Origin of the sequence: Janthinobacterium sp. 61 (assembly GCF_002846335.1) — a bacterium.
GTDB lineage: Bacteria > Pseudomonadota > Gammaproteobacteria > Burkholderiales > Burkholderiaceae_D > Janthinobacterium.
This window is the reverse complement of sequence record NZ_PJMQ01000001.1, coordinates 2,125,401-2,150,393: the sequence shown is the minus strand read 5'-3', so window position 1 is coordinate 2,150,393 and position 24,993 is coordinate 2,125,401. Positions and strand designations below refer to the sequence as shown.

The following is a 24,993-nucleotide window of genomic DNA, read 5'->3' as shown; positions in this document are numbered from 1 at the left end:
GCACGTTAAAGGAGTAATATGCAGGCAATCATCGCCTTATGGATAGCCGTCGTGGCCCTGCTTGCTTGCGCGCCAGCCCAGGCGGCAACCTACGCCAACACCAGTTTTGCCTACAGCTGGATCGAAGCCAGCAATCATGCCAAGCTCGGCTATAACACCACGCCCTACCGATTTAACGGCTCTGCCGGCTGCGGTACCTCGCCGCCCATTCTCGACGATACGCTCAGTGATGCCTTGCCTATCGGTTTCAGCTTCATGTATTCGGGCGTGGCCTTCACCACCTTGCGCGTGATGACGAATGGCCGGGTGCAATTCAATAACAATGTCACCTGCGGCTATGGCAGCCCGGTCCAGACGCTGCCGTATCCGGACAGCAGCTTGAATTACACCATGCGCATCTATGGCAACGATCTCGATCCCACCTCGAAACTGGAACTGCCCACCTACAATACCGCCTGCGCCAGCCGCACCACCTGCTATGTCAGTTACGCCACCATCGGCACGGCGCCATACCGCAGCTTCGTTGTGACCTGGAATAATGTGCCGGAATGGACCACGGGCGCCAATCCCACGGGCTCCTACACGCTGCAATTGATCTTGCAGGAAAACGGTGAATTCGTTTACCAGTATGGCGCCGCCGTGGCGGGGCCGTCCGCCAAGCTGGGGCAGATAGGCTGGCAGGCGGACAGCAACGATTACGACACACCGCAAACAGGGTTTCCGGTGACGAACTCGGCGATCAAGTTCTACATTCCCCGTCCGGTGCTCGAGTACCGCATGGAGCAGCCCAGCTGGAACAATACGCCGGCGCAAGTCAGCGATACCAGCGGCAACGGTCGTGATGGCACGGTGCTGGGTGGCGCGCAGACGATAGCTGCCGGTCGCGTCTGCCGTGCCGCCAGTTTCCCCCTCAACACCAGCACCTCCGCCATCGATGCGGTCGACAGCGGCCTTTCCGTGCCCGGCAGTATGGGCGGTGCCGGCACCATCACGTTCTGGTACAAGGCCAACACGGCCTGGTCGGGCAGCGGCGCGCGCGATGCGCAACTGCTCGACGCCACCCAGCTGAACAACGAATGGTTTTTTCTCGTGCGGCGCAGCACGGGCGCCTTGCGCTTCGTCGTCACGGACAGCCTGGGCAACCAGCGCATAGTGGAAACGGCTGCCAATAGCGTGCCCGCCGGCACCTGGAAGCATATCGCCGTGAGCTGGAGCTTCAATGCGCTGGCGGCGTCCAATAGCGACCACTTGCGTATCTATGTCGATGGCGTGCTGCAAAAGGAGTCGGCGTTTACCACGGCGGCGGTAGTGTCGCCGCGCATCGGGTCCCTGTTTGTCGGCGACAACCGCAGCGCATTTACGGGGCAGAACGGCAGCGGCAATTCCACCGATGGCGCGATCGACGAATTGCGTGCCTATAACTATGAAGGCGGCCTGGCGCTGGTGCAGCGCGACCAGAACCTGAGCCAGGCGGGCTGCCTGAACCATTACGCGGTGACGAATACGGGTACCGGCCTGACCTGCCAGCAAAGCACGCTCACGGTCACGGCGCATGACGTCAATCACAACAATATTGTGATGCCCAACAACACCACGCAAATCCAGCTGAGTACCTCGAACGGCATCGGCGACTGGGCCCTGATCTCGGGCTATGGCGTGCTTTCCAATGGCGCGCTGAACGACGGCGTGGCGACCTATCTGTTCAACGGCGAGTACCAGGCCGTGTTTGGCCTGAGCAGCGGCACGGCAGCCACCGTCAGCGTCAATGTGACGGATGGGCAGTTCACGGAGCAGGAAGACCAGTCGCTGGTGATCAAGGCGTGCGCGGTGGCGCGCTTCAACGCCTGCGAGGCGACCTCGCCCCGTTGCGTGCCCAGCACCAGCAGTATCAGCTATGCGCGCCTCAATACCAAGCTGGCCGACACGGCCTTCAAGCTCGACCTGGTGAAACTGAAAACCGATGCCAGCCTGGAAACGAATTTCGCCGGCGCGGCCACGGTGGATTTGCTGGTCAATACCGCCACCGGCGTCGCGCTGGGGGCGAATAACTGCCCGCTGACCCAGACGGCGGTCATTCCGCTGGGCCTGGTGGCATTCACGGGCGGCTATTCGAGTGCCAATGTGATCATCCCGGCCAGCGCCATCAGCGCCGTGGCGCCCAAGTACAGCGCTTACCGCGATGTGCGTGTGCGCGTGACTTGCACCGCGGCCGTGTGCGGCACGGCCAATGTGGGATGTTCAACCGACAATTTCGCGGTGCGGCCACAGCAGTTCACGCTCAGTTCCAACATGAGCAACAGCGGCCTGAGCGGCACGCCCAGCCTGGCGGCGGGCGCCCAGTTTACCTTGAGCGCAGCGGCTGTCGCCGGCTATAACGGCACGCCGCTGGTCGACAATACCGCGGCAGGCCAGAAAATCACCGGTTTCCTCAGTGTCACCGACTACTCCAACCGCCTCGCGTCGACATCCAATGCCAGCCCGTTTCCGCTGGGGCAGGCCGTGCTGGCCAGCGGCCTGGCCAGCAACAGCGGCGTGACCTATGGCGATGTCGGCACCTTCCGCATGCTGCCCGAGGCCGTGCTCGACAATGCCTACACCAGCGTCGACCAGCCTGCCGATTGCGTCATTGGCAGCAGCAGCAATACGGCCGTGAATGGCAAGTTTGGCTGCAATATCGCCAACCAGGCGCAAACCCCGGCGCCCGTCTTCGGCCGCTTTTTCCCTGACCACTACGCGCTCACGGGCGCACTGACGGCGGCCTGCGGCGACTTCACCTACATGGGTCAGCGCGAACTGGGCGTCGTGCTGGGTGCGACGGCATTAAGCAAGAGCAACCAGATTCTGGCCCGCTATGGCAGCGCCTATCCCGGAATCGCCAGCGTCAGCGTGGGTGCGGGCAATGCCGGCGCGGCACTGTCCATCGGCCGCCTGGCGCCAGCCTTGCCCGCCTTTGCGTGGAACCAGGGGCGCAGCGGGCGTTCCTACACGACCGATGGTGCTGCTTATGCCGCCGGCAGCACGCAAGTGGTGGTGGCAGGCAGCGGCGGCCTGTCGGCGGGCGAACTGATCAAGTTTGGCGGCGACGGCGCCATCTACACGGTGCAGGCAGGCACTGCCGGCGCGGGTAGCATTACGCTCGCCGCGCCTGGTCTGCAGCAGGCGATTCCCAGCGGCACGACCGGCATCACGGTACTGCACAGCTTTGACCGACTGGCCAGCGGCCAGGATGGCCCGTACGACGATTTTTCGCTGGTGGTGGGTATCAGCGACAGCGACGGCGCGCTCATTTCCAGTGTGAATGGCTTGGCGGTCGCGCCCGCCGCCAGCGTTGCCATCGGCGATACCCGCCTGCGTCATGGCCGCTTGCGCATCAACAGTATGTATGGCTCGGAAAAGCGCGCGCTGCTGGTGCCCTTGGTCGCGCAATACTGGAACGGCAGCGCATATGCCGCCAACACGCTGGACAATTGCACGGCCCTGCTGCGCAAGAATTTCATCTTGAAGGATTATCTCAACCTGACGGATGCGCAGTTGCCTGCCGCGACCACCTTGCCGCTCGACAGTGGTTTGCTGCAGCAGGGCGCCGGCAGCGTGCTGATGGCAAAGCCCGCCGCACCCGTGACGAAAAAAGGCACGCTTACGCTACAGTCGCTGATACCGTACCTGCCGGGACAGGCGCGCCAAACCATCGGCACGTTCAAGAGCGAGTTCATGCTGTACATGCGCGAAATGTATTGAAGGGCATGCGATTTTTCGGCGCGTCGTGACATTCGTGATGTTTTCCTGTAAATGTGTTGCCAATGTTTTCTTTTTTAACCTGTTCATACCTGCTATGAATTAAAATTGACTGAATGCATCATTCGGACGGCACCGCTGTCGTAGCATTTCATTATCTGGATCGGTGGCATGGGTTTATTCGCAAAAGCAAAAAAATACGAGGGTTGGCTGGCGACATCATTGTCAGCGGAAGGCGTGTGCGCTGCCGTGGTCAAGCGGCGCGCGGATGACAAGCCGCTGGTGCAGGCGGCGGTCATGTATCCCGGACGCAAGCCGCTGGCGGCGGCGACCCTGGAAAAAATGAACCGGGATGTGCATGCCCAGTCTTATCGAAACACCACTTTGCTCGGCGCGGGCGAGTATCAGATACTGACGCTCGACGCGCCGAACGTGCCGCCGGACGAGCTCAAGACCGCCGTCCGCTGGCGCCTGAAGGACATGATCGACTTTCCTGCGGCGGACGCCACCGTCGACGTCATCGATATTCCCGCCGACAAGAACGGGCCGGGACGCGCGCAATCGCTGTTCGCCGTCGCGGCGCGCAACACTGCCGTGGCCCAGCGCCAGGCGCTGTATGGCGAAAGCAAGATCGCCCTGTCGGTCATCGATATCCCGGAAATGGCCCAGCGAAATATCGCGGGCTTGATGGAAACGCCGGGACGCGGCCTGGCCATGCTGTCTTTCGATGACGAAGGGGGGCTGTTGACCGTGACGTTCGATGGGGAACTGTATCTGGCGCGCCGCATCGACGTGACCGTGGCGCAGCTGGCCGATACCAGCGACACACAGCGGCAGCAGTATTACGACAGGATCACGCTGGAACTGCAGCGTTCCTTTGACCATTTCGACCGTCAATTTCATTTTATTTCCGTTGCCAGGCTGGTTCTGGCGCCGACCGGCAGCGACGGCCTGCATGCTTACCTGGCAGACAATTTGTACATGCCGGTCGAGGCGCTGGATCTGACGGCCCTGTTTGATTTTTCCAAGGTGCCGGACCTGTTGGCCGCTGCCGGCCAGGCGCGCTTTTTCCTGGCCCTGGGTGCGGCCCTGCGGCAGGAGGAGATGCCAGCGTGAGCCAGCAAATCAATCTGTTCAACCCCGCGTTTGAAAAACAGAAGCAGGCGATGTCGGCGGTGGGCTTGCTGCGTGGCCTGGGTCTGGTCCTTGCCGCCAGTGTGGCAGTGGTCTGGTTCGGCGCGCGCCAGGTGGCCGCGCTGGAGCGGACGGCGGCCGACGCCAAGGTCGTGCTCGATGCACGCGAGGCGCGGCGGGCGGATGTGTTCGCGCGGTTTCCCGTGCCCGGCAAGGACCCGCTGATCGCGGGCGCGCTGGGCCAGGCAGAGGCTGACCGCGGCGCCTTGCTGGAAGCCGGGCAAATTCTGCAGGGCGGCGAACTGGGCAATACACAGGGCTATGCCGATTATTTCCGCGCCTTCGCGCGCGCCAGAGTCAATGGCTTGTGGCTGACGGGGGCGAGCATCGCCGGCGCCGGCAAGGAAATTGGCTTGCGGGGGCGCGTCGTGCAGCCGGACTTGCTGCCCCAGTACATCAGCGCCCTGTCCAGGGAATCGGCGTTGCAAGGCAAATCGTTCGCGCGCCTGGACATGGCCACCGCTCAGCTTCCTGCCCAGGCCGCCGTCTCAGCGCCAGCATTGCCAGGCGCAGCGCCGGCCGCTGCCGTGGCGGCACCGGCGCCGCGCTTTATCGAATTCAGTTTGCAATCGTCGGCGGCACCCGCCAGCGATGCAGGGGCGGTCAAGCAATGAAACAGCAATGGCAACAATTTGCCCTGAAATTTGATGCGCTCAGCGTGCGGGAACGGATCATGGTCTTTGGCGCCAGTGCCGGGCTGCTGATTTTCATGGTTGTTTATCTGTTCGTCGATCCGCTGTTGACCAGGCGCAAGGCGCTGGCCGACACGATTGCCCAGCGTCAGCAGGCCGTCGCGGCCATCGATGTCGAGATGGCGCAAAGGATGGCAGCGCATGCGGGCGACCCCAACCAGCAGGACCGCATCCGGCTCGAACGGATCAGGCAGGAAGTCCAGCAGATGCGGCAATCCCTGCAAGCGACGCAAAACGGCCTGGTGGCGCCCGAGCGCATCGTGCCGATGCTGCAGCAATTGCTGAAACAGCAGGCCAACTTGCGCCTGGTGTCGCTGGCCACATTGCCATCCGGCGCCATGGGGCAGGGCGGCCATGTCGCCACCAAGGCGGCGCCGTCCGCACCTGCGGCCGCGCCTGCCGGGCAGTCGCCAGCGGATGCCGAACCGGCGAAGGCGCCGGCCTTGCTATACCGTCATGGTGTGGAAATCGTATTGCGTGGGAATTATCTGGATATGGTGAATTATATGGATGCCGTGGAGGCCATGCCGGCCCATGTGTTCTGGGGCAAGGTCAATATGCAAGTCGAGCAGTACCCGAATGCCACGCTGAGCCTGACCCTGTACACGCTCAGCCTGGACGAGAAATGGATCGCGCTGTGATGCGCGCCAGGCGCTGCGCCGCTGTTGGTACTGTGCTGCTGGCCTTGGCGCCATGGGCCTTTGGACAGGGCCTGGTCGATCCGACCAGACCGCCCGATGCGGCGCCTGTCGAGGGCAGTGCCGTGTCCGCCCGCGCGGCGCGGCCGCAGCTGCAATCGGTGTTGATCTCCCATCAGCCTGGCGGACGGCGCCTGGCCGTGATCGATGGCCGCAGCGTGCGCGCGGGCGACAAGGTGGGCGGCGCTGTCGTCGTCAGCATAGACGAGGCGAGCGTGGCGCTGCGGCGCGGCAAGACCTTGGAAACGCTGCGGCTGTACCCGAAGACGGTCGATGCGAATGATGCAATGCATGTACGAAGGAAACAGGTTCATGTCACCCAATAAACACAAGGCGGGAATGCGTAAGATATTTGAAATAAGCAAGCGGGCAAGCGTCCTGGGACTTGCAGCGGGTTTGTGTGCCTGCAACGTCGCGCCTGTGAAGCGCGACACCTACAATGCAATCAAGGAGCAGGTGGCAGGCGCAGTGGCCACCACCAGCCCGGCGGCGCAATCGGCTGCGGTGGAAAACGCACTGTTGCCGCCGGCGTCCGCGCTGGCCGCGCAGTTGCCGAAGGCGCGCGGCGTGCTGGACGAGCGTTTCAATGTCGCGTTCAACAACGTTCCGGCACGCCAGTTCTTTCACTCGCTCGTCAACGGCACGCGCTACAACATGCTCGTGCATCCGGATGTGCAGGGCAGCATTTCCGCCAACCTGAAAGATGTGACCCTGTTCGAGGCGCTTGACGCCATGCGCGAGATGTATGGCTATGATTACAAGGTCGATGGCACGCGCATTTCGATACGGCCCCTCACCATGCAAACCCGCATGTTTCAGGTCAATTACCTGACGGGCAACCGCAAGGGCACGTCGAATTTGCGCGTGTCCTCGACGTCGGTGTCGAATGCCGGCATCAGCAACAGCGGCCAGAGCGGGGGCAACAACGGCCAGCAGTCGCAGCAGAACCAGCAGCAGCCTGGCCAGCCGGGCGAGCAAGTGGTGCAGGACAGTTCCAACCTGAGCACCACGTCCGACAGCAATTTTTGGGCCGAACTGAAAGAGTCGCTGGGCGCCATCATCGGTGGCACTGCCGACGGCCGCAAGGTGGTGATCAGCCCGCAGTCAGGCGTCGTCGTCGTGCGCGGCATGCCAGAGGAATTGCGCGCCGTCGACCTGTACCTGAAGGCGACGCAGCTGTCGGTGGACCGCCAGGTGATCCTGGAAGCCAAGATTCTCGAAGTGGAACTGAACGATAATTTCCAGACCGGCATCAACTGGGCTTCGTTTGCCTCCATCAAGAGCGGCCACACGAATCGCATTTCGACGGGCTTCATCCAGCCGGGCGGCACCCTGGCGCCGCTGCCGTTCAACGGCGGCCAGCCGCCGAACATGACGAATGGCAACGGGCTGACGGCCAGCAGCGGTTTTGGCTTGAGCTCTGCGGCCACAGCGGCCGGTTCGATGTTCGGTCTGGCCTTTCAGACTGCCAACTTTGCCGCCATGATTACCTTCCTGGAGTCGCAGGGCGCCGTGCACGTGCTGTCGAGCCCGCGCATCGCCACCATGAACAACCAGAAGGCCGTGCTGAAAATAGGCACGGACGAATTCTTCGTCACCGGCGTGAGCACCACCGTGACGTCGACCGGCACCACGGGCGGCACCACCTCCAGCCCGAACGTCACCCTGCAGCCATTCTTTTCCGGTGTGGTGCTGGACGTGACGCCGCAGATCGACGAACAGGGCAACATCATCCTGCACGTGCACCCGTCCGTCAGCCAGGTGACGACCGTCAACAAGCAAATCGACCTGGGCAGTGCCGGTTCGCTGAAATTGCCACTGGCCGCTTCCAGCACCTCGGAGATGGACAGCATGGTGCGCAGCCAGGATGGACGTATTGTCGCCATCGGCGGGCTGATGCGCCAGGCCACCACCTCGGACCGCTCGCAAGTGCCGGGCGCGGGCGATATTCCCGTGCTGGGTGCCTTGTTCCGCAATACGGGGCAAGTGATCCAGAAGCGCGAACTGGTGGTGCTGATCAAGCCCACCATCGTCGAGGGCGCCAACAGCTGGAACGAGGACTTGCTCGATTCGGGCCGGCGCATCGAGGCGCTCGACCCGCGCCGTCCTTCGGAGCGGCGCTAAATGTACCAGGCCCATTTCGGCTTGCGTGAGGCGCCGTTCGGCCTCACGCCCGATACCAGTTTCTTCTTCAACGGCCCGCAATCGCAAAAGGCGCTCAACACCTTGCTGGTGGCGGCGCGCAATGGCGAGGGCTTCATCAAGATCACTGGCGAAGTGGGTACCGGCAAGACTTTTCTGTGCCGCAAGTTCATGCAATCCCTGGGCCCGGATTTCGTCACGGCCTACATCCCGAATCCGAACTTGCCGCCCCGTTCGCTGATCCTGGCGCTGGCCGACGACCTCGATGTGCTGCTGGAGAAAGATGCTGACCAGCATCAGCTCCTCAAGTCGCTCAACCTGCGCTTGCTCAACCTGGCGGCGCAGGGCAAGCGCGTGCTGCTGTGCCTGGATGAAGCGCAGGCGATTCCCGTCGACAGCCTGGAGGCCTTGCGCCTGCTGACGAACCTGGAAACGGAAAAGCGCAAGCTGCTGCAAATCGTGCTGTTCGGCCAGCCCGAGCTGGACGTCAAGCTGGCCCTGCCGGAAATCCGCCAGCTGGCGCAGCGCATCACCTTTCACTATCACCTGGGGCCTTTGTGCCGCGACGACGTGGATTTTTATGTGGCGCACCGCCTGCGCGTGGCCGGTTTCGATGGCGCGCGCCTGTTCAGCCGTGGCGGCGTGAGCAAGCTGTACAAGGCGTCCGGAGGCATCCCGCGCCTGATCAACATCATGGCGCACAAGGCGCTGATGGTGGCGTACGGCGAAGGCCGCCAGCAAGTCAGCGGCCGCCACGTGGCGCTGGCCGCCAGCGATACCCTGGCCAGCAAGGCCCGCTTTTGGCAGAAGCCTTGGCCGTGGCTGGCCGGCGCCGGTGTGCTGGCCGCCGCTTGCGGCGTGAGCTGGACCTTATTGAACCGATGACGAAGATGAGCCTGTAGATGAGCCTGATTAACAAGATGTTGCAAGACCTCGATGCACGCGGCACCCCCGATGGACGCGGCGACGCGGCCGGCATCCGCTCCGTGCCCGAACGCGAGCGGGGTGTCTCTCGCGCGCTGGTCTTCGGCGGTGCGGCCGGCCTGACGGCCGCCGCCATCGCCCTGGGCTGGGTCTACCTGAAACGCCCGCCCGTGCCGCCCGTGCTGGTCAGCGTGGCCAACATCCCGGCCTTGGCCCCGGCGCCTGCGCCGGTGCCCGTACCTGTGCCCGTCGCCGCAGCGCCCACACCGGTGGTGGCCGCCCCGGCGGCGCCCGTCGTGGCAGCAAAACCCGAGCCCGTGTTCCTTGCCGAGGAGGCCGTCCCCGCGTCCGCCGAGGTGCGTGCTGCGGAGTTGCGCCGCATCACGGGAAAACCTGCCAGGCCTGTCCCAGTCCCTGTCCCCGTGGTGAAGACGGCAGTGCCCGCCGCCAGCGAGCGTATCCTGGACGGAAAACAAGTTACGCCCCAGCAGCGCGTGGAAAATGAATACCGGCGCGCGCTGGCCCAGTTGCAGGATGGCCGCGTCTCCGACGCCATGCTGGCCTTGCAGCAGACCCTGCAGCTGGACCCGCGCCACCAGGGTGCACGCGAAACCCTGGTGCGCCTGCTGCTCGAAGCGCAGCGCCCCGATGACGCAGCCCGCCAATTGCAGCTGAGTTTGGCATTGGACCCGAAACAGCCGGCGCAGGCGATGATGCTGGCCCGTTTGCAGCTGGACAAGGCCAACGGCCCAGCCGCCCTCGATACCCTGATGCGCAGCCTGCCACATGCTTCCGATAACGGCGACTACCGCGCCTTCCTGGCCGGCGTGCTGCAGCGCGAACAGCGCTACCGCGAAGCAGCCGAGCAATACCAGCTGGCCCTGCAGGCGGCGCCCGACAACAGCATATGGTGGATGGGCCTGGGGATAGCCCTGCAAGCCGACAACCATCCGGCCCAGGCGCGCCAGGCCTACGAACGGGCCAAGGGCTTGCAAACCCTGTCGCCCCAGCTGCAGGCGTTTGTCGAGCGCAAGCTGGTGCAGTTGACGGCGGCGACCGCCAAATAAGCGCTGGCCTAGCGCACAACTTTCATCTCCCCCTGCAAGCAGCATCGCAAGCTATGGGGGGATGGACTTGTACCACTTGACTGAAGCGGATGATCCCGCAAACAAGATGACCACTGCCTGGACATTCCCCGATGCCCCCAATACTGTGTGCTTTACGACCACGGAGGTAGTGAACGTTGCTCCCGTCGTGCATGTGTCATGACTACGAAGGGCAGGGCCAAGACAGTATTAGGGGCTTTTAAAGAAGGCAAGTGGAGACTGTCATGGCATTGCCATTGACCGCCAGACTTCGTTGGTGCTCTCAAGTGAACTTATGCCCCGGCGCTAGTGTTGCTCAATGTTGCTGAGGCTATGATTGGCGTCGCTTGCCAGTTCGAAGAGCATTTTATTGTTGCCAATGAATCGTGGAATCAGTCTGGAAATTGCGCTGGTGGAAGGCTCGTGAAACTGGGTTTCGCAAACAAATAACCCTGAAAAAGCTGTATGCCTTCACCCCTCAGCCATTGGAACTCATCCAGTGTTTCAACGCCCTCGGCCATTAAATCAATGCCAAGATCGATACATACACTGGCAATCGCCCGCACGATGGCCTGTCTGGGACCGTTGCTTTCTATGCCGCGTATTAAAGCCATATCCATCTTGATCTGGTCGGGCTGGAGTTCCGCCAGCAAATTCAAGCCCGAATATCCAGCGCCAAAATCATCGATGGATACCTTCAAACCTGCCCTGCGATACACGTTGATCAGTTGAGAGAAGCGTGCGTGATCATGTATCATTTCACCTTCGGCAACCTCGATCACGAGGCGCCTGACAGGAAGCCCGCACTCTGCGGCGGCATCGAGCATGCTGTCGATTGACGACGAGGAAAGCAGCAGGCTTTGTGGCAATAGATTCAGGTTGAGATCGCAGCCGATACCTAGCTGGGCAGCCAGCCGGATTGCCTCCACGCGGCCGGCGGCATCGAAGCGATGCATATCCTCTGGTGCCACAGAGCTGAACACTTGCGATGCTGCTTCGCCGTGAGCTCCACGTATGAGCGCTTCATACGAGACAATCCTGTGAGCGGCCACGTCGATAATGGGCTGGAAAGCATGTCCGAATTCAATCGATGCGGCATGGCTCTCTGAATTGCAAGGTGTAAAGATGGCGGTCATGCAACATGCTCCAATGCCATCGTTGGATGCGGGGCCAACTTGTGCCGCCAACGTCCGCGCTGGAATGCCGCCAGGAGTTTCTTCGCTCTCCCGCCGTCCAATTGCAAAAATACCGAATTGCCTTCGAAGAAGTCGTTCAACCCCTCGATATTGCAAAGTTCTTCACGAGAAACGTTCGAAAAGGACATTGTCCAATCGCAAAAGGAACGCTTGGCGATGGGCTCCTGGATGATACGGACGATGGCTTGATGGCGCTTGTCTGCGGAGATTTCTTCGAACAGCTGCATGACTGCCGACTCGGATCCTTCCAGCACCTGAAAGAAGTTTTTGTTTTCGTACAGAAGCATGCCTGTTATGTCGAGCATGGCATTTGCCGCACGCGCCTTCTTTAGCAATATCAAGAGTTCTTGCCTGTCGAATTCGCGAGGAGAGGTGCTTGCATAAATGAGATGAGTGAGCATGTTCATTGAATGACCTCTGCGGTTAATCGCTGACCTCTCCATGTGAAAGGCAGGTGCCTGAACGAGTGTACACGGGGAATTCCGCGCGGTCTCATAAGTTTTCCATGTGCAACATGATGTAGAACATGGCGAAAGAAAAAATCACATCCGCTGTTTGATACGCTGAGTGCAACTGTGCGGTAGGAAACGTATCAATTCACACGCTCATGCCAGGACTGAGGCGCAGGATCCAGCAGTGTTCCACTGGCGTTGGATGGCTGATTGCGGGAATCGACGGCCACACATGCGCCAGAGTTCTGAATTTGCGTTCCTGTAGCAGCGCTACAGCCGCGCCTCATCGCCCCACACATTCCGCATGCTGAAATGCAAGCCGACATCGTCTTCATGCAGCGACGAAACGATGGCAAAGCGGCTGTCGGCCGTGTCGCGGGGAGACAGTTGCGCCAGCTCGGCGGCGGCCAGCGGCGCGCCCAGCGGGTCGCTCAGCGGATGCACGTGGGCGGCGCCCCGTTGCGTGACGACGCCCAGTTCGCCGCTGCGCAGGCGGACCAATGTGCCGGGCGGATATTTGCCCAGCAGCTTGACAAACTGTTCTCCCAGCAACGGGTCAATGGGCATGCCCTGGTCGAGAAAGGTATGCTGCAGCGCCTGGTCGGGGACGATGGAGCGGCGGTAGTTGCGCGCGGAGACGCGGGCGCAATAGCGGTCGGCCAGGCCGATCAGCTTGGCGTTTTGCAGGATTTCATCGGCCGTGCGTCCTTGCGGGTAGCCGCTGCCGTCGTCGTTTTCATGGTGCAAGAGCACGCAACTGAGCCATTCCTCGTCGTCGACGCCGGCGCAGCGCAGCAGTTCCGTGCTTTCCTGCGGATGCTTGCGCACGATGCGCATTTCTTCGTCATTCAGGGGGCCGCGCCGGTCCTGGAAGCTGTCGTGGTGGCGCAACATGCCCACGTTCATCGTCAGCGCGGCGGCACCGATCAGTATGAGTTCATCGTGGGACTTGTGCATGCTGCGCCCCACCAGCATGGCCAGCAGCGCCGTTTCGATGCAGTGGCGCACGGCGTAGGTGCCGGCGATCTGGTTGAGCAAGATGCTGGCCAGGGAGATGTCGGCATCGTGCTCGAGTGCGCGCAGCAGGTCGCGGGCGATGTCGCGCACGTCGCGCTCGGCATTGCTTTCGCTGCGCAAGTCCAGCAGCAGGCGTTCCAGGCGCTGCGCCGCCTCGTTGACCAGGCGCAAGACGGACGGCTGCTCGGGCGTGCCCACATACAGGCCCAGCTGCAGCAAACGGCCCAACTGCGTGCCGTCGGTGATGATCTGCCCCTTGCGCAGTTGCGGGCCGGCACTATGGTCAGCCAGATACAGATCCCAGGGCAGGGGTTCGCCGGGAACCAGGTCGGCCGGGCCGATGCGACGTTGTACCATGCTGTCATCCTTTGCTCCGACGTGGCGGAGCGGTACCCAGTTATATGCTGCGCAGGCGCTCCAGCGCCAGGCGCAAGGTGTCGTCCTGCTTGGCAAAGCAGAAACGCACGATGTTTGACTCCTTGCCTTGCGCGTAAAACGCGGAGACAGGAATGGCGGCCACCTTGATCTCGGTCGTCAGCCATTCGGCAAACTGCGCTTCGGTCTCTTGCGAAATGGCATCGTAGCGCACGCACTGGAAATACGTGCCGTCGGCCGGCAGCAGGGTGAAGCGGCTTCCGGCCATGCCGTCGCGGAACAAATCGCGCTTGCGCTGGTAAAACGCGGGCAAGTCCAGGTAGGGCTGCGGCTTGGCCATGTAGCCGGCAATGCCGTGCTGCATCGGCGTGTTGACGGAAAAAACGTTGTACTGGTGCACCTTGCGAAATTCCGCCGTCAGGGCCAACGGTGCCGCCACATAGCCCACTTTCCAGCCCGTCACGTGATACGTCTTGCCGAAGCTGGAGACGATGAAGCTGCGCGCCGCCAGTTCCGGATGGCGTGAGAGCGAAGCGTGCGGCACGCCGTCGTACACCATGTGTTCGTACACTTCGTCGGAGAGGATCAACATTTGCGTGCCGCGCACGATGTCGGCCAGCGCCGCCACATCGGCAGGACGCAGTATGGTGCCAGTCGGGTTGTGGGGCGTATTGATGATGATCAAGCGCGTCCTGGGGCTGACGGCCGCGGCCAGCTTGTCCCAGGGCACGCTGTAGCCTTGCTCACCCACTTGCATGGCTACCAGCACGGGCACGCCGCCGGCCAGCGCGATGGCGGGCAGGTAGCTGTCGTAGGCCGGTTCGATGACGATGACTTCGTCGCCCGGGTGCACGCAGCACAGTATGGCCGTGGTGAGCGCCTGCGTGGCGCCGGCCGTGACGGTGATCTCCGTGCCCGCATCATAGCTGTGGCCGTACAGGCTGGCGATCTTCGCGGCAATCGCTTCGCGCAAGGGGGCGGCGCCCGTCATCATCGGATACTGGTTGTGGCCGGCGCGCATGGCATTGCTGACGAGATCGACCAGGGCGGGGTCGCAATCGAAGTCGGGAAAGCCCTGGCCAAGGTTGACGGCACCATGCTGGGCCGCCAGGCTGGACATGCGGGTAAATACGGTGGTGCCCACTAGAGGCAAGCGGGAGGTCAGGCTGGGAGTCAGATGGGGCAGGGACTGGCTGTTCATGAACGGTAGGGTCGCGGTGCGCAAAGTGGAATCGTGTCTCATTCTAGCGCAGCGCGTGTCGATCCGTGCAGGCCGCGATGGCTCAGCCTGGTAAGGCCCAGCCTTCCGGCACCATGATCTTGAACATGCCGGCCTTGGCCGTCTTGCGGGCCAGTTTCAGCAGGGCCTTGTCCTTGGTGATGAGAATGTCGGCGTTGGCGTCGCGCGCCAGTTCGAGGAATTTCTGGTCATCCTTGTCCGTGCAGACGGGCAGGCGCACGCCGGAGACGGGCGGCGCCACCACCGTGATGTGGGCGTCGAAGCGGGCGGCGGCAACCGCGCGGCTGGCTTCGTCGAGCGGCAGGTGTTTGTAATGCAATACGACAAGATATTCCGCGCGGCAATCTTCGCGCGTGATGGCGTGCACGGCGCCGCTTTCCATGGCCGCCAGCAGGCCCGCCCAGCGGGGGTCGTTGAAGACGAAGAGGTCGAGGCAAACGTTGGTGTCGAGGACGAGTTTTTGTGGAGCAGGTATCATGTCGGCAATTCTATTCTGTAGTGATAATTTATGTTGATCGTGCTTTCGCCCGCCAAGAGTCTCGACCTGGAGACGCCGCCAACAACCTCGTTGCACAGCACTCCCGATTTTCTCGACCATTCCGCCCAGCTCATCGAGCGCATGCGTCAGTTCTCGCCCGCCGAAGTGGGTAGCCTGATGGGCATTTCCGACGCCTTGTCCGCTCTCAACGTGGCCCGTTACGCCTCCTGGACGCCCAAGCTGGCGGAAGCGCGCCAGGCCATCATGGCCTTCAATGGCGACGTGTATGCCGGTTTCGAGGCGCGCAGCCTGCAGCCTGCACAGCTCGACTATGCCCAGTCGCGCGTGCGTATTTTATCGGGTCTGTACGGCTTGCTGCGCCCGCTGGACCTGATCCACCCGCACCGCCTGGAAATGGGCACGCGCCTGTCGACCGCGCGCGGCAAGGATTTGTATGCGTTCTGGGGCGACACCATCACCAATGGCCTGAACCGCACGGCAAAAGAGCAGGGCGCGAAAGTGCTGGTCAATCTGGCTTCCGAAGAATATTTCAAATCCGTCAAGCCGCGCCAGCTGGACGTGCCCGTCATCGCGCCCGTGTTCGAGGACTGGAAGAATGGCAAGTATAAAATCATCTCGTTTTACGCCAAGCGTGCGCGCGGCATGCTGGCCCGCTATGCGGCCGTCAACCAGATCCGCGATCCCCAGCAGCTGAAACAGTTCGATGTCGATGGCTATGCGTATGTGCCGGAAGCGTCGAACGATAAGAGCTGGGTGTTCCGGCGCAAAGTAGCTGAATAAGTAAAAAAACCGGGCTAGCCCGGTTTTTTATTGCAGCTTACTGCCAGAATTTCCACCACTTGCGTTCCTTGTTCACCCCTTCCGGGCTGAGGAATGCCGTGTTCGGGTAGTTCTTGGTCAGCACGCGCAAAGTGTCGTCGCGCAGGTCGGTCAGGCCCAGCTTGTCATACGAGCGGTACATGATGAACAGCGCTTCTTCGATGGCGGGCGAAGCGGCAAAGTCGCTGACCGTCGTTTGCGCGCGGTTGGCGGCGGCCAGGTAGGCGCCGCGGCGGTAGTAATAACGCGCCACGTGCACTTCGTATTTCGCCATTGCATCGATCAAATAGTTCATGCGGGCCAGCGAATCGGGCGCGTACTTGCTATTTGGAAACTTGTCGACCAGTTGCTTGAAGGCCGCAAACGCTTCGCGCGTGGCTTTCGGGTCGCGCTCGGTCGGGTCTTGCTCGTACAGGAAGTTCAGGAAGCTGATCTGATCGTTAAAGCTGATCAGGCCACGCAAGTAGTACATATAGTCTACATTGGCGTGGTTCGGATGCAACTTGATGAAGCGTTCGACGGCAGCCAGTGCCTGCGCCTGGTCTCCCGCCTTATAATACGCGTAAGCGATCTCCATCTGCGCTTGCAGAGCATAGTTGCCGAAAGGATAGTTAGCCTCCAGCTTCTGGAACAGGCCGATTGCAGCTTCATAGTGCTGCCCGGCCATTTCTTCACGCGCCTCCGAGTATAATTTCGTAACGGACCAGTTTTTGGTCTCATCCACTTTTTCAGGCAACAAGCTGCAAGCGGACATGCCGAGCAGAACGACTGAAGCGACTACCAACGATAATTTTTTTTGCATGACGTTTTGCAAGAAGGTTTTAACCAAGATTTTACAATAGGCTGATTATAGCCGATGGGAATGCTGTGATATTAACTCCGAAGCCTAATTTGGCTGACTCCGCGTTTGACTCCCTTTCTGACCATGGCGCCGAAGATGCGTTTGACGGCGATTTTGCCGCCGACGACGCCTTCGAGATCATGGCCCCGATTACATTGGAACTGACGCCGGACGCCTGCGGCCACCGCCTCGATAAAGTCATCTCCAAGCTGGTGCCGCAATACTCGCGCAGCCGCTTGCAATTGTGGCTGGAAGCCGGTTTCGTGACCGTCGATGGAAAAGTTGCCAAACGCAACATGACCGCCTATGGCGACGAAAAGATCGTCATTCTGCCGCAAAGCGCGCCGGAAGACGAGGCTTTTAAGCCGGAAGCGATGGAATTGAACATCGTGCACGAAGATGAGCATATCATCGTGATCAACAAACCGGCCGGACTGGTCGTGCATCCTGGCCCCGGCAACTGGTCGGGCACCCTGCTCAACGGCTTGCTGCACCACTGTCCGCAACTGGCTGGCGTGCCACGCGCCGGTATCGTGCACCGCCTGGACAAGGATACCAGCGGCCTGATGGTGGTCGGCAAGACCCTGGCCTCGCAAACGGACCTGGTGCGCCAGTTGCAGGCGCGCACCGTCAAGCGCGAGTATTTTGCGCTGGTGTGGGGCACGCCGAAAATGGCGGGCACCATCGACGCATCCATCGCACGCCATCCGCGCGACCGGGTCAAGATGGCCGTCTCGGAGAATTTCACCGCCAAGCCCGCCATCACGCATTATGAATTGATCGGCAGCGGCGAACTCGACCGGCGTCCCGTCAGCCTGATGCAATGCCGCCTGGAAACAGGCCGCACGCACCAGATTCGCGTGCACATGCAGCATCTGGGGTTTGCACTGGTCGGTGACTCCGTATACGGCAAGCAGCACCTGGTATCCGTCTTCTCGCGCCAGGCATTGCAGGCGCGCCGCCTGGGTCTGGTGCATCCGGGCACCCTGGAAGCGTGCGAGTGGATCGTGCCGCTGGCCGATGATTTCGCCGAGCTGATCGCCACAGCGGGCATTCCCGAGCCAGAACAGGTCTGATGACGGCACCGTTGCCTGGCCTGATACCCCATTGGCCCGGCCTGCCCGCCAACGTGGGCGCGCTGGCGACCGTGCGTGCGGGCGGCGTCAGCCAGCAACCATATGGTGACGGGCAGGGCGGCGGTGGCTTGAACCTGGGCACGCACGTGGGCGACGAGCCCGCGCACGTGGCCGCCAATCGCGCGCGGCTGGCGGCCATCTTGCCATCCGAGCCCGCCTGGCTGTCGCAGGTGCATGGCGTAGCCGTGGCGGACGCAGCCAAACTGCACGGTTGCGTGCCCGATGCCGATGCCAGTATCGCCACGCAGGCGGGCGCCGTGTGCGTGGTGATGACAGCCGATTGCCTGCCGGTGCTGTTCAGCTCAAGCGATGGTCTGGTCGTCGGCGCGGCCCACGCGGGCTGGCGCGGCCTGGCCAACGGCGTCCTGCAGCGCACGGTGGACAGCATGCGCGCGCAAGGTGCGACGGATATCCTCGCCTGGCTGGGGCCGGCTATCGGTCCGCAGCAATTCGAGGTAGGGCAGGACGTGCTGCAGGCGTTTCGCGATGGCGCGCGTGATGCTGCCGAGCGGCAAGTGTTGAGCGCCGCGTTCGCTGCCATCGACGGCAAGCCGGGCAAGTACCTGGCCGATATCTATGCCCTGGCGCGTACCATGCTGCTGCGTGATGGCGTGGCGCAAGTGGCGGGCGGGGAATACTGCACCGTCAGCGATGTGGCGCAGTTTTATTCGTACCGGCGCGATGGCGTCACGGGAAGACAGGCCAGCTTGATCTGGCGCAAGTAATCTGCACGGCAGACACTTATGTGTCTGCCGTTTTTGTTTTATCGTCTGCTGAGGCGAGGGCGCGCGCCTTCAGTTCAGCGACGCGCTCAGCCTTGCGTTTGCGTCGCCGCGAGCCCGTCAGATAGAATAGGATGGACAGCGGGATGACGCAGTACAGCACGAAGGTCATCACCCCGGCGACGATGGATGGTTCCGTCAGCGCCATGAGGCCGACGACATAGATCCAGGCAACAGCGGTCATGAGCATCATGAGTAGTGGCAGTCAGTAAAAGTTTGCATGCAGTTGGCCCGGAAGTAATTATTTATTAATTCTTGAATGGACTTACATTTTATGAATATGCCCGATCCTCAAATGATGACCAAGGAATGGATGGCGCAGATCAGCAATCCTGAGCAGTGGAAAACGTGGTTCAACATGGTACCGCAGCCGGCAGGCAATCCGATTGCCGGCATTTTGCAGGATGCGGGCGCCAGCATCAAGCCGGAAGCGATCGAGCAACTGAAAAATGACTATGTGGCCAAGCTGACGGGCTTGTGGACTGACTTTATGGCCGGCAAGGCGCCGGAGCTGAAAGACCGCCGTTTCGCCGCTCCCGCCTGGCACGCCAGCCCCCTGTCGGCCTTCAATGCGGCAGCTTATTTGCTGAACGCGGAGTTTCTCAGCGCCATGGCCGATGCCGTGGAAGCGACGCCGCACCAGAAGCAAAAGATTGCGTTTGCCGTGCAGCAAATCGTCGACGCCATGTCGCCTGCCAATTTTCTTGCCACCAATCCCGACGCCCAGCAAACCTTGATCGAGACCAAGGGTGAAAGCCTGGCCAAGGGCTTGAGCAACATGCTGTCCGATATGGGCAAGGGCCGCATTTCGCAGTCCGACGAATCGGCCTTCGAAGTGGGCCGCAACGTGGCCACCACGCCGGGCACGGTGGTGTTTGAAAACGCCTTGTTCCAGCTGATCCAGTACACGCCGACGACGGCCACGGTACACCAGCGGCCGCTGCTGATGGTGCCGCCGTGCATCAATAAATTCTATATCCTTGACTTGCAGCCGGAAAACTCGCTCGTGCGCTATGCGGTGGAGCAGGGCAATACCGTGTTTTTGATGTCCTGGCGCAATCCGGACATGAGCATGCAGCACCTGACGTGGGACGATTACGTCGAGCAAGGCGTGATCGAAGCCATCCGTGTGACGCAGGACATTTCCGGCCAGGACAAGCTCAATATGTTCGGCTTTTGCGTGGGCGGCACCATCGTCTCGACGGCGCTGGCCGTGCTCAAGGCGCGGGGTGAGAATCCAGCCGCCAGCCTGACCCTCTTGACCACTTTCCTCGATTTCTGCGACGCGGGCGCGCTCGACGTCTTCATTGACGAGCCGCAAGTGGCGTTGCGCGAGCAAAGCCTGGCCAAGGGCGGCCTGATGACGGGGCGCGACCTGGGCAGCACTTTCTCCAGCCTGCGGCCGAACGACCTGGTATGGAACTACGTGCAGTCGAATTACCTGAAAGGCAAGGAGCCGCCCGCATTCGACTTGCTGTACTGGAACGGCGACGGCACGGGTTTGCCCGGCCCCATGTTTTGCTGGTATCTGCGCAACACTTACCTGGAAAATAGCCTGAAAGTGCCGGGCAAGCTGACGGTGGCCGGCGAACAGGTCGACTTGAGCAGCATCGACGCGCCCGCTTTCATCTACGGTTCGCGCGAAGACCATATCGTGCCCTGGGGCGCAGCCTACGCCAGCACGGCCTTGCTGAATCCGAAAAAGCCGAAAGCCAACCGTTTCATCCTCGGTGCCTCGGGCCATATCGCCGGCGTGATCAACCCGGCCTCGAAGAAAAAGCGCAGTTACTGGAGCAATGACCAGCCACGCACGGCGAAAGCCAAGCCATTGAGCGCCGAGCAATGGATGGTAGGCGCGACCGAGCACGTGGGCAGCTGGTGGCCCGAATGGGCAGCTTTCCTGGCCGAGCACGGCGGCGCGCAGGTGAAGGCGCCAGGCAAGCCGGGGAACAAGCGGCACGCGGCAATCGAGGCGGCGCCAGGACGGTATGTTAAAGTCAGGGCAGATTAGTGTATGAAAGCTTCTCGCCAGGCAAGACCGGCGTAATCTCCGGTCTTGTCAGGAATCTACTTTTAGTTGCGTTGCAATAAATGCGGGAATCTACTACCCTGATGTGCAATGGAGCCGTTTTCCACTCTATAATGGAAAAAGTAGGCAGGTGCGAAAGCGGACCCACGTTCGCTTTTTTTTCGGATTAACTCTGTACGCGCTGCGGCGCAATAAGTGGAACTTGTGATGAGTAGTGCAAAAAAAAGTATAGACCGCCTGATTAAAAAATATCCCAACCGCCGTCTGTATGACACGCAAACCAGTTCCTACATCACCTTGACGGACGTCAAGCAGCTGGTGCTGGACAATGAAGTGTTTACGGTCGTCGATGCCAAGTCCAATGAAGATTTGACGCGCAGCATCTTGCTGCAAATCATTTTGGAAGAAGAAGCGAACGGCGCGCCCATGTTCTCGAGCAGCGTGTTGTCGCAGATCATCCGCTACTATGGCCACGCCATGCAGGGCATGATGGGATCCTACCTGGAAAAGAACGTGCAAGCGTTCACCGATATCCAGCACAAGTTCACTGGCACGTCGGCCGGCAGTTTCGAAGGCAAGCCATTCAGCCCGGAAATGTGGACCCAGTTCATGAATGTTCAGGGTCCTATGATGCAAGGCATGATGAACAACTACATCGACCAGAGCAAGAGTCTGTTCGTGCAGATGCAGGAGCAGATGCAGAGCCAGAGCAAGAATCTGTTCGGCACCTTCCCCTTCGTTCCGCCTGTTCCCCCAACGGACAAGAAGTAGTCAAACCCAGGCACTCACGGGCCATTCAGTGCCCGGGAGTTGTATTGGCGTCATCAAAACAGCATAGTTCTGCCAGCAAGGGGCGGCTCGGGGTACAATAGCCGATTCGCCTCACCATTTTACTAGCTGCCAACTATGTCTGAAATTCACCGTATTCCTGTTCCTTCCGCCCAGCCCGAGGCCATGCTGGCCATGCCAGGTGCGGCGCCGAAAGTGGGCTTTGTCTCGCTCGGCTGCCCGAAAGCGCTGGTTGACTCCGAACAAATCCTGACCCAACTGCGCGCCGAAGGCTACGAAACGGCGAAATCCTACGCTGGCGCCGATCTGGTGATCGTCAATACCTGCGGTTTTATCGATGCTGCCGTGCAAGAGTCGCTCGACGCCATCGGCGAAGCGCTGGCTGAAAACGGCAAGGTCATCGTCACCGGTTGCCTGGGCGCCAAGAAAGATGCTGCCGGCGACGACATCATCATGAAGGTGCACCCGAAAGTGCTGTCCGTCACGGGTCCGCATGCGCTGGCCGAAGTGATGGATTCCGTCCACTTGCACCTGCCGAAACCGCATGCGCCATTCCTCGACCTGGTGCCGCCGCAAGGCGTCAAGCTGACGCCGAAGCACTATGCCTACCTGAAAATTTCCGAAGGCTGTAACCACCGTTGCAGTTTCTGCATCATCCCGTCGATGCGCGGTGATCTGGTGTCGCGTCCGATCGGCGAACTGATGATCGAAGCGGAAAACCTGTTCAAGGCCGGCGTCAAGGAATTGCTGGTCATTTCGCAAGACACCTCGGCGTATGGCGTGGACGTGAAATTCCGCTCCGGCTTCTGGAATGGCCGTCCCGTGAAGACCCACATGACGCAGCTGACGGAAGCGCTGGGCGAACTGGCCAAGTCCTACGGCGCCTGGGTGCGCTTGCACTATGTGTATCCCTACCCACACGTCGACCAGATCATCCCGATGATGAGCGGCGGCCACATCCTGCCATACCTGGACATTCCGATGCAGCATGCGCATCCTGACGTACTGAAACGCATGAAGCGCCCGGCCAGCGGCGAGAAAAACCTGGACCGCATCCAGGCCTGGCGCGCCATCAACCCGGACCTGACCATCCGCTCGACCTTCATCGCCGGTTTCCCTGGCGAAACGGAAGAGGAATTCGAGTATTTGCTCGATTTCCTCAAGGAAGCGCAGATCGACCGCCTGGGTTGCTTCGCCTACTCGCCTGTCGAAGGCGCGACCGCCAACGCCATCGCCAATCCCGTGCCGGAAGAGCTGCGCGAAGAGCGCCGCGGCCGCGTGATGCTGCTGCAGGAAGAAATTTCGAAAAAACGCCTGCAAGCCAAGGTCGGCAAGACCGTGCGCGTGCTCATCGATGAAGTCACCCGCACCGGCGGCGTGGGCCGCTCGTCCGCCGACGCGCCGGAAATCGACGGCGTCGTGTATGTGAAGCCGCCATTCGAACCCCACCGCAAGCTGGCGGTCGGTCAATTCGTCGACGTGACAATCACTTCGGCCGATGCGCACGACCTGTGGGGCGCCGCCGAGTAAAAAACGTCCATGCCTGCGTTGCGCTGCCTTGCCGTACAGTAAAGTACTGTCTTCGGCAGCGCGCCTTGGCCTGAACGTTTTTTATGCAGGTGTAACACTCTGTCAGACGTACGGCAGGCAAGGGCATAAGCCCTTACAATCAAGGCGGATCAGCAATTGCTGGCCCGCCTTTTTATTTGCCTACGATTCGATGCCGATGCCATGACCACACCCAAATCTCCCCAGACGGCGCTGATCCACAGCGATTACCAGGCGCCGCAAGGCTTTGCCGCCTTTCCCAACGCCATCCACCATGCATCGACCGTGCTGTTCAAGGACGTGGCCGCCATGCGTTCGGGCGACTGGAAAGAAAAGAACGCCTACACCTACGGCTTGCACGGCACGCCCACCACGTTCACGCTGGAAGCGCGGCTGGCTGAAATTGAAGGGGGCAAGCACTGCCTGCTGGCGCCGTCGGGGCTGGCGGCCATCGCCATGGCGGACTTTGCCCTGCTGAAAACGGGCGACGACGTTTTACTGCCGGAAAACATCTATAACCCGAACCGCGAACTGGGACGCTGGCTGGCGCAGGATTTTGGCATTACGGCCCGCTATTACGATCCGCTGATCGGTGCCGGCATCGCCGCCCTGATTCAGGAGAATACCAAGCTCATCTGGACGGAAGCGCCAGGCTCCGTGACCATGGAAGTGCCGGACTTGCCCGCCATCTGCGCGGCCGCCCATGCGCGCGGCGTGCTGGTGGCTTTGGACAATACCTGGTCGGCCGGACTGGCCCTGCGCGGCTTTGACCTGGGCGTGGACATCATCATGCAGGCGCTGACGAAATACCAGTCGGGCGGCTCGGATGTGCTGATGGGTGCCTTGATCACGCGGGACAGGGCGCTGCATGAGCGCCTGGCGCAGGCGCACATGCGCCTTGGCATGGGCGTGGGGGCGGACGATGCCTACCTGGTGCTGCGCGGCTTGCCGACCATGAAGCTGCGCTTCGATGCCCATGATGCGGGCGCGCGCACGGTGGCAAGCTGGCTCAAGGACCGCAGCGAGATCGCCACCGTGTTGCATCCGGCTTTCGCCGATTGCCCGGGCCACGCCATCTGGCAGCGCGATTTCACGGGCGCGGGAGGCCTGTTTTCCGTGCTGTTCGATGCCCGCTATACGGAGGCACACACTGACCGTTTCGTCGATGCCTTGCAGTTGTTCAAGATAGGCTACAGCTGGGGCGGCGCGAACAGCCTGGTGATGCCCTACCGTATCGCCGCCATGCGCAAGGGCTGGCAGTTGCCGGGTCAGTTGGTGCGCCTGAACGTGGGGCTGGAAGATCCGCAGGATTTGATTGCCGATATCGAGCGGGCGTTCGCGGCGATGTAGGAAGCGGCAAGCCGTTGGCTTGCCGCGAAGCACCTTTTACATGGGGACGGGGGTGTTGTTGTTCAGGTCGAGGAAGCCGCGCAGCAAGCGGTAGGCTTTCCACAGCCAGGCCACTCCCCACACGACGAGCGCCAGCGGAATGCCGATCAGCGTGATCCACAGGATGGCGCCGACGACGATCCAGGCCACATACCACCAGAAGGAACGGATCATCCAGCTGTGATGGCTGTACACGAAGGTCCCGGCCGCCTCGTCCCGTTTCACATAATTGATGATGAGCGGAATGAAGGAAAACGCGCCCAGCGAAAAAACAAAGCTGGCGCCATGTATCAGGTACAGCCACCAGGCGAGGTTCCTGGTCTGCTGGAGTGGGGTATCGAGAATCATATCTTGTGACATGCAGGCTCCTGCTGGATGTTTGAATCAGTTTTTTATTGTAACAAGCTCTGT

Annotated in this window: 23 protein-coding genes; 15 read left to right on the top strand and 8 right to left on the bottom strand. The window is 61.3% G+C overall.

Going from position 1 to position 24,993, the window contains the following annotated elements:
• Positions 1 to 18 precede the first annotated feature (18 nt).
• The 8 genes from CLU92_RS09805 (at position 19) to CLU92_RS09770 (ending at position 10,452) form a co-directional block, all read left to right on the top strand.
• Positions 19 to 3,738: a LamG domain-containing protein gene (locus CLU92_RS09805; RefSeq protein WP_101481741.1), complete on the top strand. Its 3,720-nt coding sequence runs from the start codon at positions 19 to 21 to the stop codon at positions 3,736 to 3,738.
• 168 nt (positions 3,739 to 3,906) lie between these two features.
• On the top strand, positions 3,907 to 4,851 hold the full coding sequence (pilM, locus tag CLU92_RS09800; RefSeq protein ID WP_101481740.1) for a type IV pilus biogenesis protein PilM: 945 nt from the start codon (positions 3,907 to 3,909) through the stop codon (positions 4,849 to 4,851).
• Complete coding sequence (locus tag CLU92_RS09795; protein ID WP_101481739.1) at positions 4,848 to 5,543, top strand: MSHA biogenesis protein MshA; 696 nt, start codon at positions 4,848 to 4,850, stop codon at positions 5,541 to 5,543. Before pilM ends, CLU92_RS09795 begins: the two co-directional genes overlap by 4 nt.
• Positions 5,540 to 6,262, top strand: a complete 723-nt coding sequence (locus tag CLU92_RS09790; RefSeq protein ID WP_101481738.1) for a type II secretion system protein M — start codon at positions 5,540 to 5,542, stop codon at positions 6,260 to 6,262. The genes CLU92_RS09795 and CLU92_RS09790 overlap by 4 nt, the downstream gene beginning before the upstream one ends.
• Positions 6,247 to 6,645 (top strand): MSHA biogenesis protein MshK, encoded by a 399-nt coding sequence (locus CLU92_RS09785; protein WP_257561044.1) that lies wholly within the window; start codon positions 6,247 to 6,249, stop codon positions 6,643 to 6,645. Before CLU92_RS09790 ends, CLU92_RS09785 begins: the two co-directional genes overlap by 16 nt.
• Before the next feature lie 13 nt (positions 6,646 to 6,658).
• Positions 6,659 to 8,443, top strand: a complete 1,785-nt coding sequence (mshL, locus tag CLU92_RS09780; RefSeq protein WP_101481736.1) for a pilus (MSHA type) biogenesis protein MshL — start codon at positions 6,659 to 6,661, stop codon at positions 8,441 to 8,443.
• Positions 8,444 to 9,346 (top strand): ExeA family protein, encoded by a 903-nt coding sequence (locus CLU92_RS09775; RefSeq protein WP_101481735.1) that lies wholly within the window; start codon positions 8,444 to 8,446, stop codon positions 9,344 to 9,346.
• Between the two features lie 17 nt (positions 9,347 to 9,363).
• Positions 9,364 to 10,452 (top strand): tetratricopeptide repeat protein, encoded by a 1,089-nt coding sequence (locus CLU92_RS09770; RefSeq protein ID WP_257561043.1) that lies wholly within the window; start codon positions 9,364 to 9,366, stop codon positions 10,450 to 10,452.
• Positions 10,453 to 10,862: 410 nt separating this feature from the next.
• Here the strand turns inward: CLU92_RS09770 and CLU92_RS09765 are convergent, their stop codons facing one another.
• The 5 genes from CLU92_RS09765 to CLU92_RS09745 all read right to left on the bottom strand — a co-directional run bounded on the left by CLU92_RS09765 (position 10,863) and on the right by CLU92_RS09745 (position 15,228).
• Positions 10,863 to 11,606, bottom strand: a complete 744-nt coding sequence (locus CLU92_RS09765) for an EAL domain-containing protein (protein WP_101481734.1) — start codon at positions 11,604 to 11,606, stop codon at positions 10,863 to 10,865.
• Positions 11,603 to 12,073, bottom strand: a complete 471-nt coding sequence (locus tag CLU92_RS09760) for a BLUF domain-containing protein (RefSeq protein ID WP_101481733.1) — start codon at positions 12,071 to 12,073, stop codon at positions 11,603 to 11,605. The genes CLU92_RS09765 and CLU92_RS09760 overlap by 4 nt, the downstream gene beginning before the upstream one ends.
• A 315-nt stretch (positions 12,074 to 12,388) precedes the next feature.
• Positions 12,389 to 13,492 (bottom strand): HD-GYP domain-containing protein, encoded by a 1,104-nt coding sequence (locus CLU92_RS09755; RefSeq protein ID WP_101481732.1) that lies wholly within the window; start codon positions 13,490 to 13,492, stop codon positions 12,389 to 12,391.
• 40 nt (positions 13,493 to 13,532) lie between these two features.
• Positions 13,533 to 14,711 (bottom strand): pyridoxal phosphate-dependent aminotransferase, encoded by a 1,179-nt coding sequence (locus CLU92_RS09750; protein ID WP_101484592.1) that lies wholly within the window; start codon positions 14,709 to 14,711, stop codon positions 13,533 to 13,535.
• Between the two features lie 82 nt (positions 14,712 to 14,793).
• Positions 14,794 to 15,228, bottom strand: a complete 435-nt coding sequence (locus CLU92_RS09745) for a putative toxin-antitoxin system toxin component, PIN family (protein ID WP_034755336.1) — start codon at positions 15,226 to 15,228, stop codon at positions 14,794 to 14,796.
• A 30-nt stretch (positions 15,229 to 15,258) separates the two neighbouring features.
• Between CLU92_RS09745 and yaaA the strand changes: the two genes are divergently transcribed.
• Positions 15,259 to 16,029 (top strand): peroxide stress protein YaaA, encoded by a 771-nt coding sequence (gene yaaA / locus CLU92_RS09740; protein ID WP_101481731.1) that lies wholly within the window; start codon positions 15,259 to 15,261, stop codon positions 16,027 to 16,029.
• 37 nt (positions 16,030 to 16,066) lie between these two features.
• On the opposite strand, the gene CLU92_RS09735 is transcribed toward yaaA, so the two are convergent.
• Positions 16,067 to 16,870 carry an outer membrane protein assembly factor BamD gene (locus CLU92_RS09735; protein WP_071076763.1) on the bottom strand — a complete coding sequence of 268 codons (804 nt, stop codon included), beginning with the start codon at positions 16,868 to 16,870 and terminating at the stop codon, positions 16,067 to 16,069.
• 89 nt (positions 16,871 to 16,959) lie between these two features.
• Here CLU92_RS09735 and CLU92_RS09730 point away from each other — a divergent pair, with 89 nt between their 5' ends.
• Positions 16,960 to 17,985, top strand: a complete 1,026-nt coding sequence (locus CLU92_RS09730) for an RluA family pseudouridine synthase (protein WP_101481730.1) — start codon at positions 16,960 to 16,962, stop codon at positions 17,983 to 17,985.
• Complete coding sequence (gene pgeF / locus CLU92_RS09725) at positions 17,985 to 18,770, top strand: peptidoglycan editing factor PgeF (RefSeq protein WP_101481729.1); 786 nt, start codon at positions 17,985 to 17,987, stop codon at positions 18,768 to 18,770. Before CLU92_RS09730 ends, pgeF begins: the two co-directional genes overlap by 1 nt.
• 16 nt (positions 18,771 to 18,786) lie before the next feature.
• Here the strand turns inward: pgeF and CLU92_RS09720 are convergent, their stop codons facing one another.
• Complete coding sequence (locus CLU92_RS09720; protein ID WP_257561042.1) at positions 18,787 to 19,020, bottom strand: hypothetical protein; 234 nt, start codon at positions 19,018 to 19,020, stop codon at positions 18,787 to 18,789.
• Positions 19,021 to 19,101: 81 nt separating this feature from the next.
• Here CLU92_RS09720 and phaC point away from each other — a divergent pair, with 81 nt between their 5' ends.
• The 4 genes from phaC to CLU92_RS09700 all read left to right on the top strand — a co-directional run bounded on the left by phaC (position 19,102) and on the right by CLU92_RS09700 (position 24,543).
• Entirely contained in the window at positions 19,102 to 20,838 is a 1,737-nt protein-coding gene (phaC, locus tag CLU92_RS09715) for a class I poly(R)-hydroxyalkanoic acid synthase (protein WP_180338479.1), read from the top strand.
• 225 nt (positions 20,839 to 21,063) lie between these two features.
• Positions 21,064 to 21,627: a polyhydroxyalkanoate synthesis repressor PhaR gene (gene phaR, locus CLU92_RS09710; protein ID WP_010399000.1), complete on the top strand. Its 564-nt coding sequence runs from the start codon at positions 21,064 to 21,066 to the stop codon at positions 21,625 to 21,627.
• 192 nt (positions 21,628 to 21,819) lie between these two features.
• On the top strand, positions 21,820 to 23,175 hold the full coding sequence (gene rimO / locus CLU92_RS09705) for a 30S ribosomal protein S12 methylthiotransferase RimO (protein ID WP_180338631.1): 1,356 nt from the start codon (positions 21,820 to 21,822) through the stop codon (positions 23,173 to 23,175).
• Between the two features lie 201 nt (positions 23,176 to 23,376).
• The gene (locus CLU92_RS09700; protein WP_101481726.1) at positions 23,377 to 24,543 is read left to right on the top strand and encodes a cystathionine beta-lyase; all 1,167 of its coding nucleotides are present in this window, start codon (positions 23,377 to 23,379) and stop codon (positions 24,541 to 24,543) included.
• Between the two features lie 36 nt (positions 24,544 to 24,579).
• Here the strand turns inward: CLU92_RS09700 and CLU92_RS09695 are convergent, their stop codons facing one another.
• On the bottom strand, positions 24,580 to 24,942 hold the full coding sequence (locus tag CLU92_RS09695) for a hypothetical protein (protein ID WP_101481725.1): 363 nt from the start codon (positions 24,940 to 24,942) through the stop codon (positions 24,580 to 24,582).
• Positions 24,943 to 24,993 lie beyond the last annotated feature (51 nt).